Here is a 15,085-nt window from a genome sequence, read left to right as displayed (position 1 = left end):
AGCCTGTCTGCGCGGAAGGAATTGAACACAAACCTGTGGCGAGGGAGCTTGCTCCCGTTGGACTGCGTAGCAGTCCCTTTTTTTAGGGCCGCTGCGCAGCCCAACGGGAGCAAGCTCCCTCGCCACAGGGAACACCCTCCAGCAGGAGAGGCAGGTCAAATGAGGTGAAGGTGGTTGTCCCAGAGACCTGCCGGTAGGTCGAGGGGTTTTGCAACAAGGCTTGTCTGGCGGCAGTCGTAGAACCGGCAGCGTCCCTGACCCGAGGTCACAACAAAGCCATCGGCTACCGCGCCGACCCCGGCGCAATCGGGAAGTGGCGCGTCCAGGCGCACTTCACCGCTGTCCAGGTCCCAGATGAAAAAGCGGTTGCCCCGTGGCGCGGTCAACGCCACCAGGCGCAGCTCGCTGTGCACCGCGACACTGGCGGTGTAATGCCCCATGGCCTGCAACTGATGCTCCGGCACCGGGAAGGCCACGAACGGCTGACCGGGCCGCTTGATCGCCAGCAGCTCCGAGGACTCGTGAGACGGCCCCATGAACTGCTGACCGGCGACGATGGTGCCGTCGCTGGCAATCCCCAAATGACGCACGCTGTTCATCGGCTGGGCCAGGGTTTCCTTGCTCAGCAGGGTGCCGTCCCGTTGCATCAGCACCAGGCTCGGTTCCATGGCGTTGAGGTTCATCTCGACGCGGCTTTCGGCCTCGGTGCGAATGCCGCCGTTGGCCACCACCAGGGTTTCGCCATCGGGCATCCATGACACCTGATGCGGGCCGACGCCGTGAGTGGAAATCTCGCCGCTGTGCACCAGCCGCTCGCCTTCGAACTTATACACACCGAGCAAGCCGCGACCCGGATCGGAGGTGTCATTCTCGGTGGCGTACAGCCAGTCGCCGCTCTGGTGAATCACCGCATGCCCGTAGAAATGCCGATTCGGCTGCGAGGTCACGGTTTGCAGCAGCGTGCCGTCGCGCAGGTCGATCAGGTAACTCTCGGTGCCGGGACGACGGGCGACGAACAGCGCAATCGGCAACGTCGGGTGGTTGATGATGTCGTGGCAGCGCTGGCCGACGTGGGTGGCAAACACCCGGGTGCCGTCCAGCCGGTAACCGACGGCATAGTGCTTGCCGTCGGTATCGTCCCGCGCCGAGAGCAGCAGCGGGCTTTTGTCCTTCTGCTTGAACAGCGTCCAGCCGCCCAGTGTCACCGCACCCAGCAGCAAACTACCTAACGTCAGAGCCTGGCGTCGCAGCATGGCACTTGCCCTCATCAGTCACCGTCGTTGGCGTTGAAGCCCAGCTGGATGCCCAGCGCCTTGGCCAGTTCGCCTTCGTGCAGGCGGTGGACGGCGTTGAGGCTGTCGTAGATGTCGTTGAGTTGCTGGCGACCGCCATCGTCGTTGAGCATCTCGGTCAGCGAGCGCTGGTTGCTGGCGAACAGTTTCAGGGACGTGGCGTAAGCGGCGTCGATCTTGTCGGCCAATGGTTTCTGCTCGTTCGGCAACAGACCGCGCAGGCCTTTGTTGTCGACGCCTTCCCACACCGTTTTGGCGGCGGCGAGGCTGGCTTCCAGGCCGCTCAGGGACGACTGGCTGCGCCATGCATCGGCCTGGAACGGTTGCGGCACACCCTTCGTCTGACGGCCCATCGGCGTGCCGAGTTTTTTCTTCAGGCTGTCGAGGGCGGTGACTTGCACGCGCAACAGATCGGCGATGGCTTCGTGGGAATCGGCGTAGCGCTGGTTCGGGAATTTGCTCATCTGCGCGAGCATGCCGTCGGTGTTGTTCCAGCTCTTCAGGATTTCTTCGGCCAGTTGTTTCTGCCGCTCGCCAATCGCGATCAGCAGTGGGCAGTACTTGGCTTTCTGTTCAGCGTTGGCCACATCAGGCTTGCTGTCGAACAGGATGTATTCGTAGGCGGAAAGGCCTTGAACCACAACGCTCGATTTGGTCAGGGCGGCGGCATCGATCTGCGGCTGTGCGCTGACCAGTTGCTCGACCTGACGGCCGACGAGGTTTTTCTTGTCCGGCCAGAACTGTACCTGCCAGGCGCGATTGCCTTCGGCCAGCGGACCGATCAGCAACGGTTGCAGCTCGGCCCAGGCTTTCTGTGCATGCAGGAAGTCGGCGCGGGCGGTGTCGAGGTTTTCCTTGCCTTCGCAGTAGGCCAGGGCGCTGACGGCCAATTGGCGGTCGGCTTCAACCCAGCGCGTGTAGGTCGGCAGGATCACCGACTTGGCGATGGCGGCTGACGTAACGGCCTGCGGATCCTGCGGCGAACAGGCGCCCAAGGCGAGCGCGGCGAGGCTGGTGAACAACAATTTGGGACGAAACATGTCGGGCTCCCGCTATGGAATACGTATTAAAGGGAATTCAAGAACGCCAGCAACGCAGCGCGCTGCTCGGCATTGAAAGACAACACCTGTTGCTGCGCCGCTGTGGCTTCGCCGCCATGCCAAAGCACGGCTTCGAGCAGATTGCGGGCGCGGCCATCGTGCAGAAACTGAGTGTGGCCACTGACCGCTTGCGTCAGGCCGATGCCCCACAACGGCGGGGTGCGCCAGTCGCGGCCACTGGCCTGGAATTCGCTACGGTGGTCGGCCAGGCCGTCGCCCATGTCATGCAGCAGCAGATCGCTGTAAGGGCGGATCACTTGATTGGCCAGTTCAGGTTCTGCGGCATTGGCGGCGGTGGTGTATTTCGGCGTGTGGCAGGACTGGCATCCGGCCTGGAAGAACAGATTTTTGCCGGCCAGCACCTCGGGGGCGCTGACATCGCGGCGGGCCGGGACGGCGAGGTTACGGCTGTAGAACAGCACCAGACGCAGGATGTTGTCGCTGACTTCCGGCTCGCCATCGGCGCCATTGCCGTTGGGCGCCTGCTTGCAAGCGGTTTGCGCGTCGGTGCAATCATCGACGGGGCGCAGACGGGTGGTGAGGCCCATGTCGCCGGAGAACGCATGAACGTTCTGTTGATTAAGGTTGGGTTGGCCGGCCTTCCAGCCGAATCGCCCGAGAACGGTTTTTTGCTGCGCGTCATCCCAGACCCGGTTCGGGCGTCCGGCGATCCCGTTCTTCGCTTTTGCCTGCGACTCGGCATTGGCCAGGATCGCCTCGTCGGGGATTGCTTCGAGCAGGCCCAGGCCAATCATTGGCGGTGCGACCCTGGCCGAGAAACGCGTGTCAGGGTGCATCGGGCCGTAGCCGAGCTGGGTGATCTGCAACGTCGGCTTGCGCAACTCGACTTCGGTGCCGTCCTTGAAGCGAACCGGAACGGGCGTGTAATCGACGCGCACTTTGCCTTCCGGCACGACACCCGGCACGGACATGTCCTGCAATTGTCCGCCGTAGACCGGCTCCGGGACGACACCGAGTTGCTCGATCACTTTGGCATACGCTGGCGTATCGGGAATCGACAGGCGAACCAGCATCGACACGGCGTTCTGTGCATCAGGCGTGGGCGGATGACCGCGGCCGTCCTTGATGTGGCAGTTCTGGCAAGCGTTGGTGTTGAACAGCGGGCCAAGGCCATCCCGGGCGGTGGTGGTCGACGGGGCGATCACCCAGGGATTACGGAAAAAGCTGTTGCCGACACTGAAGTCCACGCGCCGTGAGGGTGGCAGGTTGGCGGACGGCAGGGAAAATGCGTTCTGATCGGTCTTGCGCACGGTTGCACTGCCACCGGACCGGGCTTCACCGGGTTCGGCCTCGGTAAAACGCGGGACGTCATCGCAGGCACTCAGGCCCAGGGCCAGCAACAGTGCGGACAAGCGAAGAGGCAGCGAGGGCATCAGACATCCTGCAAGACGAGCAAAACAAGGGCGCAAAGTCTAACAGGGCAGGGGAGATTGAATAAGAGGAATTATCGTTTGGTTGATGTGGCGCACTGATCGTTCCCACGCTCTGCGTGGGAATGCCTCTACGGACGCTCCGCGTTCGGCTCTGGATGGGACGCGGAGCGTCCCGGGCTGCATTCCCACGCAGAGCGTGGGAACGATCGGCACTCAAAAATCAGGTATGAAAAAGGCGACCCGAGGGTCGCCTTTTTATTCAGCGTTGATCAGAACTCGTGATCAGCGTTGTCCGGGTTCAGGTCACTGATGCCCAGTTTGCCAGCGGCGGCTTCGATCGAACCGGTCTGCTTGACCAGGGAAGCGATAGCGTCACGGACGATCTGGTTGCCAGCGGTGTTGCCGGCGGCGATCAACTGGTCGTAGTGCTCACCCTTGTTGGCGTGATCGACAATGACCTGCATCTTGGCTTCGGTCGCAGCCAGGTCGGCTTTCAGCGCGGTGTCGGCAGCCGGATCAGCCTTGGCTACCAGGGACGACAGGCTGGCGCCAGTCATTTTGGTGCCGTCGACGCGGGTGTATTCGCCCAGGTATACGTTACGAATGCCTTTGGCATCGTAGAACTGCGAATTGTGGGTGTTGTCGCTGAAGCAGTCGTGTTCGTCTTCCGGCGAGTTGGCTTCCAGGGAAACCTTCATGCGCTCGCCCGCCAGTTCGCCCAGGGACAGGCTGCCCATGCCGAACAGCATTTTGCGCAGGCCGGATTCAGCTGGCTCGGCTTCGAGGGTGGCGCGGTAGTTGTCGGCCACTTTAGGCTTCCAGTTACCGACCATTTCTTCCAGGTCGCTGACCAGCAGCTGGGTCACGGACTTCAGGTAAGCGCGGCGACGATCGTTATGCCCGCCGGTTGCGCCTTTGCCTTCCAGGTAGTCGGAAGCTGGACGGTTGCCGGCGCCAGGGCCGGTGCCGTTCAGGTCCTGGCCCCAGAGCAGGAATTCGATGGCGTGGTAGCCGGTGGCAACGTTGGCCTCGGAACCGCCGAGCTCGTTCAGGCTCGCGAGTTTTGCCGGGGTAATGTCTTTCACGTCGATCTTGTCTTCGCCGACCTGAACCTGGGTGTTGGCGATGATGTTGGCCGTGGCGCCCGGGTTACCCAGTGCGTGCTCGTAGGATTTGTCGACGTAGTCGATCAGGCCTTCGTCCAGTGGCCAGGCGTTCACCTGACCTTCCCAGTCGTCGATGATGGTGTTGCCGAAGCGGAACACTTCGCTCTGCAGGTAAGGAACGCGGGCAGCGATCCAGGCAGCCTTGGCCGCTTTCAGGGTGTCGGCGTTCGGCTTGGCGAGGAAGGCGTCGACGGCGGATTGCAGGGTTTTCGCGGTAGATTCGGCATCGCTGTAGACGGCGAAGACGATGTCGGCGTAATGCGCGACAACGGCTTTGGCGGCGGCTTCGTCGACTTTGCTGACAGCGGCGGGTGCAACAGCCGGGGCCGTGGTGCTGGCGGCCGGCGCAGCGACAGCTTTGTCTTTGCCTTCGCCACAACCGGCGAGGGAAATAGCGATGGCCAACAGACTGGCGGTAGCCAGAGGCATACGAATCATGGCGAACATCCTGCTTCGAGAGGGGGTTGAAGGCGCAGCAAGCGCGCAAAACTGCGACATAATGCAAATCTTTCGCATTATCTGTAAAGGGTTGTACCTGGAAATATTTCTTATTCAGGCGGGGGATGTCGTGGATCAAGAGAACGCAGCCTCGTTTCACTCGACAGCTGCTACAGAGTGAAACGAGGCTGCGTTCTCTTGATCTTCTACAAAATAGCCGCGTTACTGCGCTGGGCCTGTTTCAGATACGCACTCAATTCCCGCGCCGGCAGCGGCTTGCTATAGAGATAGCCCTGACCTTCGTGACAACCCTCGGAAATGATGTAGGCCTCTTGCTCGGGGGTTTCCACTCCCTCGGCAATCACCTGCATGCCCAGGCTCTTGCCCAGCTGGATGATGGCCCGAACGATGGTCGCGTCGTCGTCGTCATCGAGCAGGTCCTGAACGAAGCTCTTGTCGATCTTGATCTTGTCCAGCGGCAGGCTTTTCAGATAACTCAATGACGAGTAACCGGTGCCGAAGTCGTCAATCGCAATCAGCGCACCGGAACGGCGCAAGCTCAGCAGATGCTGGGCGGCCGTGCTGATGTCTTCCATCAGGCCGGTTTCGGTGACTTCCAGCTCCAGGCTGCGCGGTGGCAGGCGATACATCTGCAGCAGGTTATTGACCACCCGTGGCAACTCGGCGTGGTGCAACTGCACCGTGGACAGATTCACCGCCATGCGCAGGTCGACGAAACCCTGGTCATGCCAGTCGCGCAGTTGCTTGCACGCCTGATCCAGCACCCATTCGCCGATGGCGATGATGGTGCCGTTTTGCTCGGCCAAAGGGATGAACAAGTCCGGCGGAACCAGCCCGTGCTCGGGATGCTGCCAGCGAATCAGCGCCTCGACACCCACCACCCGGTGATCGCGATAGCTGATCTGCGGCTGGTAGACGAGGTAGAACTGGCCACGGACCAAGGCGTCGCGCAGGTCTTTTTCCAGCTCGCGACGGCGGCGCATCTCGGTGTCGACGCTGGCGATATAGAACTGATAACGGTTGCGCGAGCGAGTCTTGGCCAGGGTCATGGTCTGCTCGGCTTTTTGCAGCAGTTTCTCGGTGCTGTCACCGTCCTCGGGGAACAGGGTGATGCCGATGGTGGCGCGCAGGCGAATCTCCTGATGATCGAGGGCAAATGCCGCTTCCAGGTCATCGAGAATGCTTTGGGCCAGTTCGGCCGCTTCGTAGGGTTGTTCGATGTCGGCCTGAACCAGGGCGAACTGGTCGCCGCCGAGGCGGGCGAGGGCGCCAAGGCGTCCGCTGTGCGCTCGCAGCCGATCGGCCAGGGCCAACAGCAGTTGGTCGCCGGTCTGGTAGCTGAATTGTTCGTTGATGCCCTTGAAGTCGTCCAGGCCAACCACCAATACCGCGACCCGACGCTGCAACTTGCCGGCGTCTACCAGGATTTTGTCCAGTTGCTGCTGTAATTGCTGGCGGTTCGGCAGACCGGTGAGGAAGTCGTACTGGGCCATGCGAAGCAGGCTGTTTTCCGCTTCGTGACGCAAATGGGTGTTGCGCTCGATGGACTCGAGCAACTGGTTGGCGGTGTTGATCCAGATCCCCAGTTCGTTCTTTTCATGCCCCTTGAGCAGCGGGATCTTGTGTTCGCTGGGGCGATCCGGATTGATTTCCGTGAGGTGTTCGATGATCCGCGACAGCGGCTTGGTCAGCAGCCAGTGATAGACCAGGTACAGCACCAGCCCCATGGCCATCGCACGCAACACGCCGGAGATGAAGATGATCACCGAATTGACGATGAAGCCCTGGCCATAGGTGGCGGTGTCGAGGGTGATGTTCAAGTCGCCGTAATACTCGCTGTAAGGACCGCGACCCACCAGTTGGGTGGTGAAGGTGCGTTCCTTGCCGAGGATCAGGTCGGTCAGCCAGCGACTGTCGGAGTGCTGAAGCTCGCGAGACTTTTGCGCGAGCATGGCTTCGTTGGGATGGCCGATGGAGGCCTTGCGCACAGCGTCGTCCTGAAACAGGCCTTCGATCACTTGCATACCCATTTCCCGGTCCAGGCTGTAGACGGCCTGGGTCGAGGGGTCGCGGAACATGTCGAGGATGCGTTGGGCATCGCTGGCCACGGCCTGGCGCGTTTTGTAGGCATCGAAAACGATCTGCGCGCAGCTCAAGACTACGCCTACGATCAATGCCGAAAGGAGCACGACCCGGAGCAACTTCACCGACAAGCTGTTCTTGAGTTCCAGCTTCAAAGAGTCATTCCTTGTTCCGTGCGGGTAGCGTCAAGTTGCCATGAGTATTGGCAATCCGGTGATGGCAGTCAAAGGGACAATCAATCCCATGGGGTTTTGTTTGTAGCTTGGCCGAAATGCTGTGGTTTGGATGTTTGGCCATTCGTACTGTGTCGGTTGTCCGGGCCTTCAACTTGAGGGGGCTCGGGACATATTTTCCGTTTGGTTGATGTTAGACGGCTGTGGCGTTGGGGCAAGGGGCTGAAGTCTGGTTTCATTGTGGGAAATCGGCCTGGTTTTTGCGGATGTGCCTGTTGAGTGGTGAGGAGCGAAAGGCGTACGCCGATCCCCCTGTGGGAGCGGGCTTGCTCGCGAAGGCGGCCTGACAGCCGACCAATCTCTTCCTGCCAAACATCCAACCCCTGTGGGAGCGAGCCTGCTCGCGATGGCGGCCGCACAGGCAACGGATGCGTCCGTTTAAATAACGGTAAAAAAACCAGACCTTTCCCACGAGGTTTTCAGGTTGCCCGTAGGAAGCGGGTTCAATAACCTTTTGGCTGTCGCTGAAAACTCAGCGATCGGGTGTGAGAACTCGGCAAGTCATAGTCATCCAGCGTCAGTATCCGCATAATTGCCGCCAGTTTATTTGCTGCATATGCGTTATGGCGGCTGTGTGCGGGCAGACCTCGGTCTGGCCGGGTGTCTATGACCGGTTTCTCACCTCGCACATAGCTGCCACCTCTTCGTCGCGTGAGAAACGGCGAGGGAATGGCACCCCACGTCATAGGCATTCCCTTGGATAAGTTAATCCCCGATCCCCCCTTCAACACCACCCAATCCAATAATCCCAGAACCATCTTCATGATCGCCCCCGACATGGACACCGAAACCCTCCTGGCCCACGCCTGTGAGTCATTGGCATCGGCAAATGTTCTGGCCAGCGATTTCGCCACCAACCTGAGCGGCTCCCAGCGCAGTACGGCGTTGGCCATCGCGCAGATCGTCATGTTGGCGGACCTTGCCGTGAATAGGGCTTTGGATATCGTCGACCCACAGGACTAGGCGTTCAGTCAGTTCTACCGCGTCATCGTTCTTCGCGAGCAAGCCCGCTCCCACAGGTACAGCGGTGTCCTTGTGGGAGCGGGCTTGCTCGCGAAGGCGGCCGCCCGGGCACCACATTTCCACCGCCCATAAAAAAACCCGACCTAAGCCGGGTTTTTTCTTGGGCATCGATCTTAAGCGGTGAAGGTTTTGCCTTCGAACTGCTCAGCCACGAATTTCCAGTTGACCAGGTTCCAGAACGCTTCGACGTATTTTGGACGAAGGTTGCGGTAGTCGATGTAGTAAGCGTGTTCCCAGACGTCGCAGGTCAGCAGCGGGGTGTCGCCGTTGGTCAGCGGGTTGCCGGCGCCGATGGTGCTGGCCAGGGCCAGGGAACCGTCAGCCTTCTTCACCAGCCAGCCCCAGCCGGAACCGAAGGTGCCGATGGAAGTCTTGCTGAATTCTTCCTTGAACTTGTCGAACGAACCGAAGGCTGCGTTGATCGCGTCGCTCAATGCGCCGGTTGGTTGACCGCCGGCGTTTGGCGCCAGGCAGTTCCAGTAGAAAGTGTGGTTCCAGACTTGAGCGGCGTTGTTGAAGATGCCACCCGAGGAAGATTTGACGATTTCTTCCAGAGTCTTGCCTTCGAACTCGGTGCCTGGCACCAGGTTGTTCAGGTTCACGACATAGGTGTTGTGGTGCTTGTCGTGGTGGTATTCCAGAGTTTCCTTGGAAATGTGCGGCTGCAGGGCATCGTGTGCGTAAGGCAGCGGCGGCAATTCGAAAGCCATGATGATTCTCCTAATCAGGTCAGTTGCGGTGAGCGCAAGGCCGATCACGGGCGGCCAGACAAGCGCCGGGGAGTTTGTACTCTTTGCGGCGCATCGGACCGGATCATAGCACCGGGGGGGCGGCATAACCACGCAACAACTGTGTGGGATAGAGGTTCAAGGGGATGCCCTCACTAAATGACGGATCGCGTTGGAACTGTGATCGTGCCAGGCAAGGCGCGGGACGAAGAGGATGCTTTTTGCCTCTTCAAGTCCCGCAACGCCGCATGGCACGATCACAGCTCCAACCCGAAGGGCCGTCGCCCCGCAAAGCGCAATCCGTCGTTGTTCGTCGCTCATTTGGACCACCAAACCTCGCTCCTCACGCCTAGTCTTGCGCTTTGCGGGGCGGCGGCGCGACCGTCATTTAGTGAGGGCATCCCCTTAGCCTTTTGGCATAATCAGGAGGCGACGATTAATTGAAAGGCTACTGTGAACATCATCACCGCCACCAACAGATCGAGGATTCGCCAGGTACTTGGTCGCGCCAACCATGGCGCCAACCACGCCGCGCCGAGCGCCAAGGTGAAAAACCACAGCAACGACGCACTGGCCGCGCCGACGACATAAGCGCCGGGCTCGGTTTGTTGGGCGCCGAGAGAGCCAATCAACAGCACGGTATCCAGATAAACGTGCGGGTTGAGCAGCGTTACGGCCAACGCACTGAGCATCACCGCGCGCAGCGAGCGCACGGTCTGGTTTTCGCCTTGTTGCAGGCTCTGTTTCGAGCAGGCGCGACGCAACGCCAGGCTGCCATACCAAATCAGAAACACCGCGCCACCCCAGCGGGCGACTGCCAGCAACGTCGGGTTCTGCGCCAGCACCGTCGCCAGGCCGAATACGCCGGCAGCGACCAATAATGCATCGCAGGTCACGCAGAGTGCCGCCACGGGCAGGTGATGTTCACGCCTAAGGCTCTGGGCCAACACAAACGCATTTTGAGTACCGATCGCCATGATCAGCCCCGCGGCCACTAACAGGCCGTTCACATAGCTTTGCCACATATTTTTTACTCCGCGTTGGCTGCCAGGTCTCGCAGCACTTGCATGGCGCGTTCGGCATCGGCCTGACCGACGAACAGGTGATCGTGGTAATAGCCGGCGATCACGTTGCAGCTGATGCCGGCTCGGCCTAATGCGGTGGCGAATGCGGCGGTCAGGCCGACGGCTTCGAGGGCCGAATGCACGTTCAAGGTGATCCAGGCCGCGACGTAATCGAAACTGAAACCGGCCTTCTCGGCGTGGGAACGTTCGAGAATCACCGTCAGACCTTCCTGCTCGCGGAAGCTGCCGACGATCTCCAGGCCTGCCGGCAGCTTGCCGTCGCGCAGGGTGCAGAACACGTATTCGCCGGCGTTGAGTTGCGGGCTCATGCTGCGCAGCAAAGTTGCCAATGAAGTTTCGCCAGCCATGTCGATGATCCTTGTTGAAGAGTTGTTGCTGGCCATTCTCGGGTGTCAGGCTGTATAAGAAAAACCAATCATGCTGATCGCTCATTAGGAAAACTGATGTTCGACTATAAATTGCTTTCTGCCTTGGCCGCGGTGGTCGAGCAGGCCGGGTTCGAACGTGCGGCTCAGGTGCTCGGCTTGTCGCAATCGGCGATCTCCCAGCGCATCAAACTCTTGGAGGCGCGGGTCGGCCAACCGGTGCTGGTGCGGGTGACTCCGCCGGCCCCGACCGAAATCGGCCGACGGCTGCTCAACCATGTGCAGCAGGTGCGTTTACTTGAACGGGACTTGCAGACACTGGTGCCGGCACTCGATGAAGAAGGCCTGCCGGAACGTCTGCGCATCGCCTTGAATGCCGACAGCCTCGCCACGTGGTGGGCCGCAGCCGTCAGTGATTTCTGCGCCGAGCAACACCTGCTGCTGGATCTGGTCGTCGAAGACCAGACGGTGGGCCTCAAACGCATGCGCGCTGGCGAAGTGGCCGCGTGCATCTGCGCCAGCGAGCGTCCGGTGGCGGGTGCGCGTAGCGTGTTATTGGGCGCCATGCGTTATCGAGCGTTGGCCAGCCCGGCATTTATCGCCCGGCATTTTCCTGAAGGTGTGCGCGCCGATCTGTTGTCGAAAACCCCCGCGTTGGTGTTTGGCCCGGACGATTTCCTACAGCATCGCTACCTCGCGTCCCTCGGCGTCGATGGCGGATTCGAACACCATCTATGCCCCTCGTCCGAAGGCTTCATCCGTCTTACGGAAGCGGGACTCGGTTGGGGCCTGGTGCCTGAACTGCAGGTGCGCGAGCAACTGGAACGCGGCGTATTGGTGGAGCTTTTGCCCGATAAGCCGATCGACGTGCCGTTGTACTGGCATCATTGGCGCAATGGCGGTCAGTTGCTGGGGTTGCTCACCGATCAGTTGGTGCGCTCGTCGAAGCAATGGCTGGTGCCGTTGGACTGACGGCCAGCGTCAAGACCTCACGCCTTACGCATATGCAAAACGCAAAACGAAATATTCGGAGCAATTCATGAAGATTCTGGTTACCGGCGCAAGCGGCTTCATCGGCGGGCGCTTTGCGCGTTTTGCCCTGGAGCAGGGCCTGGACGTGCGGGTCAACGGTCGCCGGGCCGAAAGTGTGGAGCATCTGGTGCGCCGTGGCGCCGAGTTCATCCAGGGCGACTTGGGCGACCCGGAACTGGTACGCGATCTGTGCTCAGACGTCGAAGCCGTGGTGCATTGCGCCGGTGCGGTCGGTTTATGGGGCGTTATCAGGACTTTCATCAGGGTAACGTGCAGGTTACCGAAAACGTGGTCGAGGCCTGTCTGAAACAGCGGGTTCGGCGACTGGTGCACTTGTCCTCGCCGTCGATCTACTTCGATGGCCGTGATCACTTGGGGCTGACTGAAGAACAGGTACCCAAGCGTTTCAAGCATCCCTACGCCGCGACCAAATACCTGGCCGAGCAAAAGGTTTTCGGCGCTCAGGAGTTCGGCCTCGAAACCCTGGCCTTGCGCCCGCGATTCGTGACCGGGGCTGGTGACATGAGCATCTTTCCGCGGCTACTGAAAATGCAGCGTAAAGGACGGCTCGCGATCATCGGCAACGGCCTGAACAAGGTTGATTTCACCAGCGTGCAAAACCTCAATGAAGCGTTGCTCAGCAGTTTGCTGGCCAGCGGTTCGGCGTTGGGCAAGGCCTACAACATCAGCAACGGCACGCCGGTGCCGTTGTGGGACGTGGTCAATTACGTGATGCGCAAGATGGATGTCCCACAGGTCACGCGCTACCGTTCCTACGGTTTGGCCTACACCGTCGCAGCGCTCAACGAGGGCGTGTGCAAGTTGTGGCCGGGCCGCCCCGAACCGACCCTGTCGCGCCTGGGCATGCAGGTGATGAACAAAAATTTCACCCTGGACATCAGCCGCGCCCGGCATTATCTGGACTACGATCCCAAAGTCAGTCTCTGGACCGCCCTCGATGAATTCTGCGGCTGGTGGAAGGCCCAGGACATCCGCTGACGCCCGGGTTGGCGCGGCAACACTGAACCGAGTTCGGGGTTGACGGTCAATCGATGCGGCCGTGGGGGGTTATACTGCGCCGCATCAAGCCATCACCGCGTTCCACAAAGGTTGACTCAATGTCCATGCGTAACGATGCCAACGACGACTTCGATGTACCGAGCCTGCGTGCCGACAGCCTCGACGACGATGATTTTCCGACCACCGCTCGTACCTCCGTGCATTCGCGTACTACGCCAGTGGTCAAAGTCAAAAGCCCGAGCACCGGCCCGCTGTGGGCGCTGGTCGGCGCCTTGTTCTTTGCGTTTGCAGGCCTGGCCTGGTGGAGCTTTCAGCAGCTCTCGCTGATGGAACAGCAATTAGTGGCGACCCAGGAAAGTTTCGCGCGTATCAGCGAGGACGCGGCGGGGCGCTTGCAGGACATTTCCGGCAAGGTTGTCGCCAGTCAGACCAACGTCACCAGCGACAGCGAAGCCTTGAAGCTGCAAATCAAGCAGCTGGAAAGCAAGCTCCAGGATCAAGGCAAACAGCAGCAGGGCGTTGTCGGCCAGGCTTCGGAGCTGGACAAGCGTCTGGCGCAGATGAGTGCACAGACCACCGAACTGGATAAGCGCCTGGCGCAGATAACCGAGCAAGGCACTGAACAACAGACCGCCACTATTCAATTGCAGGCGCAGGTCAAGGTCTTGAATAGCGATGTCGCCGTGCTGAAAGCCAACCCGGCGGACACCGACAAATTCGACGCGCAACTTAAAAGCCTTGGCTCGGACATCGTTGCCCTGAAGAAACAAGGCAACCCGAGCGCCGCCATCGAGCGCCTGGAGCAGGAAGTCATTATCCTCAAAAGCCAACAGGACAATCGCCCGGCCGGCGGAAGCAATACTGCCGAATTCGACGCTTTCCGTAGCCAGGTCACCCGCACCATCAACTCCCTTCAGGCGCAGATCCAGAATCTGCAGCAACAGCTGCGCGCCCGGGGGCAATAGTCCGGATGCTGAACACCCGTGGCGAGGTGTGCTCTTTGTGGCGAGGGAGCTTGCTCCCGTTGGGTGGCGAAGCCGCCCCAAATCCCTTCGCTGCGGTCCTTCAGATAATCCGCGGTGCCCGATTTGCGACTGCTTCGCAGCCGAGCGGGAGCAAGCTCCCTCGCCACAAAAGCCCTTCGCCACTGTTTCCTGAATATTCGTACATATCCCCAAGCCGTCTACGCTCTTGAAACACCAACAAGAACGAGGGATGCGCAATGGGTTTCTTGCATAGGTTGTCCTTGCTGGGCGTGATGCTTTTGCTGTGCCTGGGCCAGGTTCAAGCCGCCGGCACGGAACAGGACGACAGCCAGGCTGCCAAAGCCTTGCTGGAAAAAGCCCTGGCGTACTACCACGACCATGGCGACAAAGCCTTCGCTGCGTTCAGCCGTCAGGGCGAGTTTGTCGACAAGGGTCGTTACGTGTTCGTGGTCGACACCAAAGGCGTGATGCTTGCCAGCGGTGGACCTTCTTCGGCGTTGATTGGCCGTGATGTGTCCGATGTGCTCGGGCCGGAATTGCAGAAGGCCTTCAAAGACGCCTTGAAAGTGCCGGAAGGCAATGGCATCCAGCAGGCCGAATACCGCTGGCAGAACTGGTCCGACGGCAAGGTCGAACGCAAGCATGTGTTCTACCAGCGCGTCGGTCAGCGGATCTTGGCGGTCGGTTACTACTTGCCACGGGCCTCAGCGGAACAGGCAATGGCGTTGCTGAACAAAGCGGCGGCCGATCTGGCCAAGGACGAGAAGGGCACGCTCACGGCCATCAATTCCCTAAAGGGCGGTTACTTGCAGGATGACCTGTACGTCTTCGTCGTCGACCTGGATAACCAGCGTTATGTCGGCCATGGCACCAACCTGCGGTTGATCAACACCGATTTCAGCAAGATCAAGGACCCGGAAGGCAAGCCGGTTGGGGAGCCGATCCTGGCGCTGATGGCCAGGCAGGACAACGGCGAATACGAATACCGCTGGAAAAACCCGGTGACCGGCAAGGTCGAGGACAAGCATGCCTACCTGAAAAAGGTCGGGCATTTTCTGGTGGCTGTCGGGTATTACAGCCCTTGAACATGATCGTTCCCACGCTCTGCGTGGGAATGCCT

General features: G+C 60.3%; 12 protein-coding genes and 1 pseudogene. 5 read left to right on the top strand and 8 right to left on the bottom strand.

Going from position 1 to position 15,085, the window contains the following annotated elements; genetic code table 11:
• Positions 1-155: 155 nt before the first annotated feature.
• The 5 genes from PFAS1_RS05400 to PFAS1_RS05375 form a co-directional block, all read right to left on the bottom strand.
• A complete protein-coding gene (locus tag PFAS1_RS05400; protein WP_076028454.1) occupies positions 156-1,253 on the bottom strand; it encodes a DUF1513 domain-containing protein in 1,098 nt (365 codons plus the stop codon).
• Positions 1,254-1,267: 14 nt separating this feature from the next.
• Positions 1,268-2,332 (bottom strand): imelysin family protein, encoded by a 1,065-nt coding sequence (locus PFAS1_RS05395; protein WP_076028453.1) that lies wholly within the window; start codon positions 2,330-2,332, stop codon positions 1,268-1,270.
• A gap of 26 nt (positions 2,333-2,358) precedes the next feature.
• Entirely contained in the window at positions 2,359-3,786 is a 1,428-nt protein-coding gene (locus PFAS1_RS05390) for a di-heme oxidoreductase family protein (RefSeq protein WP_076028452.1), read from the bottom strand.
• 269 nt (positions 3,787-4,055) lie between these two features.
• A complete protein-coding gene (locus PFAS1_RS05385) occupies positions 4,056-5,390 on the bottom strand; it encodes an imelysin family protein (RefSeq protein ID WP_074874059.1) in 1,335 nt (444 codons plus the stop codon).
• Between the two features lie 206 nt (positions 5,391-5,596).
• Positions 5,597-7,648: a putative bifunctional diguanylate cyclase/phosphodiesterase gene (locus PFAS1_RS05375; RefSeq protein WP_074874060.1), complete on the bottom strand. Its 2,052-nt coding sequence runs from the start codon at positions 7,646-7,648 to the stop codon at positions 5,597-5,599.
• A gap of 774 nt (positions 7,649-8,422) precedes the next feature.
• Here PFAS1_RS05375 and PFAS1_RS05370 point away from each other — a divergent pair.
• The gene (locus PFAS1_RS05370) at positions 8,423-8,689 is read left to right on the top strand and encodes a DUF6124 family protein (protein WP_076031493.1); all 267 of its coding nucleotides are present in this window, start codon (positions 8,423-8,425) and stop codon (positions 8,687-8,689) included.
• Between the two features lie 173 nt (positions 8,690-8,862).
• Here PFAS1_RS05370 and PFAS1_RS05365 read toward each other — a convergent pair whose 3' ends face one another.
• From PFAS1_RS05365 to PFAS1_RS05355, 3 genes are all read right to left on the bottom strand, one after another.
• Positions 8,863-9,459 carry a superoxide dismutase gene (locus PFAS1_RS05365; RefSeq protein ID WP_076028450.1) on the bottom strand — a complete coding sequence of 199 codons (597 nt, stop codon included), beginning with the start codon at positions 9,457-9,459 and terminating at the stop codon, positions 8,863-8,865.
• Between the two features lie 440 nt (positions 9,460-9,899).
• A complete protein-coding gene (locus tag PFAS1_RS05360) occupies positions 9,900-10,502 on the bottom strand; it encodes a LysE/ArgO family amino acid transporter (RefSeq protein ID WP_074874063.1) in 603 nt (200 codons plus the stop codon).
• 5 nt (positions 10,503-10,507) lie between these two features.
• On the bottom strand, positions 10,508-10,909 hold the full coding sequence (locus tag PFAS1_RS05355; protein WP_076028449.1) for an ACT domain-containing protein: 402 nt from the start codon (positions 10,907-10,909) through the stop codon (positions 10,508-10,510).
• A gap of 96 nt (positions 10,910-11,005) precedes the next feature.
• Here PFAS1_RS05355 and PFAS1_RS05350 point away from each other — a divergent pair, with 96 nt between their 5' ends.
• From PFAS1_RS05350 to PFAS1_RS05335, 4 genes and pseudogenes are all read left to right on the top strand, one after another.
• Entirely contained in the window at positions 11,006-11,899 is an 894-nt protein-coding gene (locus PFAS1_RS05350) for a LysR family transcriptional regulator ArgP (protein ID WP_076028448.1), read from the top strand.
• A 67-nt stretch (positions 11,900-11,966) separates the two neighbouring features.
• Positions 11,967-12,958: pseudogene (locus PFAS1_RS05345) on the top strand (NAD-dependent epimerase/dehydratase family protein).
• A 119-nt stretch (positions 12,959-13,077) separates the two neighbouring features.
• The gene (locus PFAS1_RS05340; RefSeq protein ID WP_076028447.1) at positions 13,078-13,944 is read left to right on the top strand and encodes an ATPase; all 867 of its coding nucleotides are present in this window, start codon (positions 13,078-13,080) and stop codon (positions 13,942-13,944) included.
• A 257-nt stretch (positions 13,945-14,201) separates the two neighbouring features.
• A complete protein-coding gene (locus PFAS1_RS05335; protein ID WP_076028446.1) occupies positions 14,202-15,050 on the top strand; it encodes a cache domain-containing protein in 849 nt (282 codons plus the stop codon).
• Positions 15,051-15,085 lie beyond the last annotated feature (35 nt).

Origin of the sequence: Pseudomonas frederiksbergensis, assembly GCF_001952935.1 — a bacterium.
GTDB classification, from domain to species: Bacteria; Pseudomonadota; Gammaproteobacteria; order Pseudomonadales; family Pseudomonadaceae; genus Aquipseudomonas; species Aquipseudomonas frederiksbergensis.
Note: the sequence above shows the minus strand (reverse complement) of the source record. Positions and strands in the feature narration are given on the sequence as shown.

Bases quoted from the DNA above. Each gene is read 5' to 3' on its own strand.
- PFAS1_RS05400 (WP_076028454.1), bottom strand. From the start codon at position 1,253: ATGCTGCGACGCCAGGCTCTGACGTTAGGTAGTTTGCTGCTGGGTGCG.
- PFAS1_RS05395 (WP_076028453.1), bottom strand. From the start codon at position 2,332: ATGTTTCGTCCCAAATTGTTGTTCACCAGCCTCGCCGCGCTCGCCTTG.
- PFAS1_RS05390 (WP_076028452.1), bottom strand. From the start codon at position 3,786: ATGCCCTCGCTGCCTCTTCGCTTGTCCGCACTGTTGCTGGCCCTGGGC.
- PFAS1_RS05385 (WP_074874059.1), bottom strand. From the start codon at position 5,390: ATGATTCGTATGCCTCTGGCTACCGCCAGTCTGTTGGCCATCGCTATT.
- PFAS1_RS05365 (WP_076028450.1), bottom strand. From the start codon at position 9,459: ATGGCTTTCGAATTGCCGCCGCTGCCTTACGCACACGATGCCCTGCAG.
- PFAS1_RS05360 (WP_074874063.1), bottom strand. From the start codon at position 10,502: ATGTGGCAAAGCTATGTGAACGGCCTGTTAGTGGCCGCGGGGCTGATC.
- PFAS1_RS05355 (WP_076028449.1), bottom strand. From the start codon at position 10,909: ATGGCTGGCGAAACTTCATTGGCAACTTTGCTGCGCAGCATGAGCCCG.
- PFAS1_RS05350 (WP_076028448.1), top strand. From the start codon at position 11,006: ATGTTCGACTATAAATTGCTTTCTGCCTTGGCCGCGGTGGTCGAGCAG.
- PFAS1_RS05340 (WP_076028447.1), top strand. From the start codon at position 13,078: ATGTCCATGCGTAACGATGCCAACGACGACTTCGATGTACCGAGCCTG.
- PFAS1_RS05335 (WP_076028446.1), top strand. From the start codon at position 14,202: ATGGGTTTCTTGCATAGGTTGTCCTTGCTGGGCGTGATGCTTTTGCTG.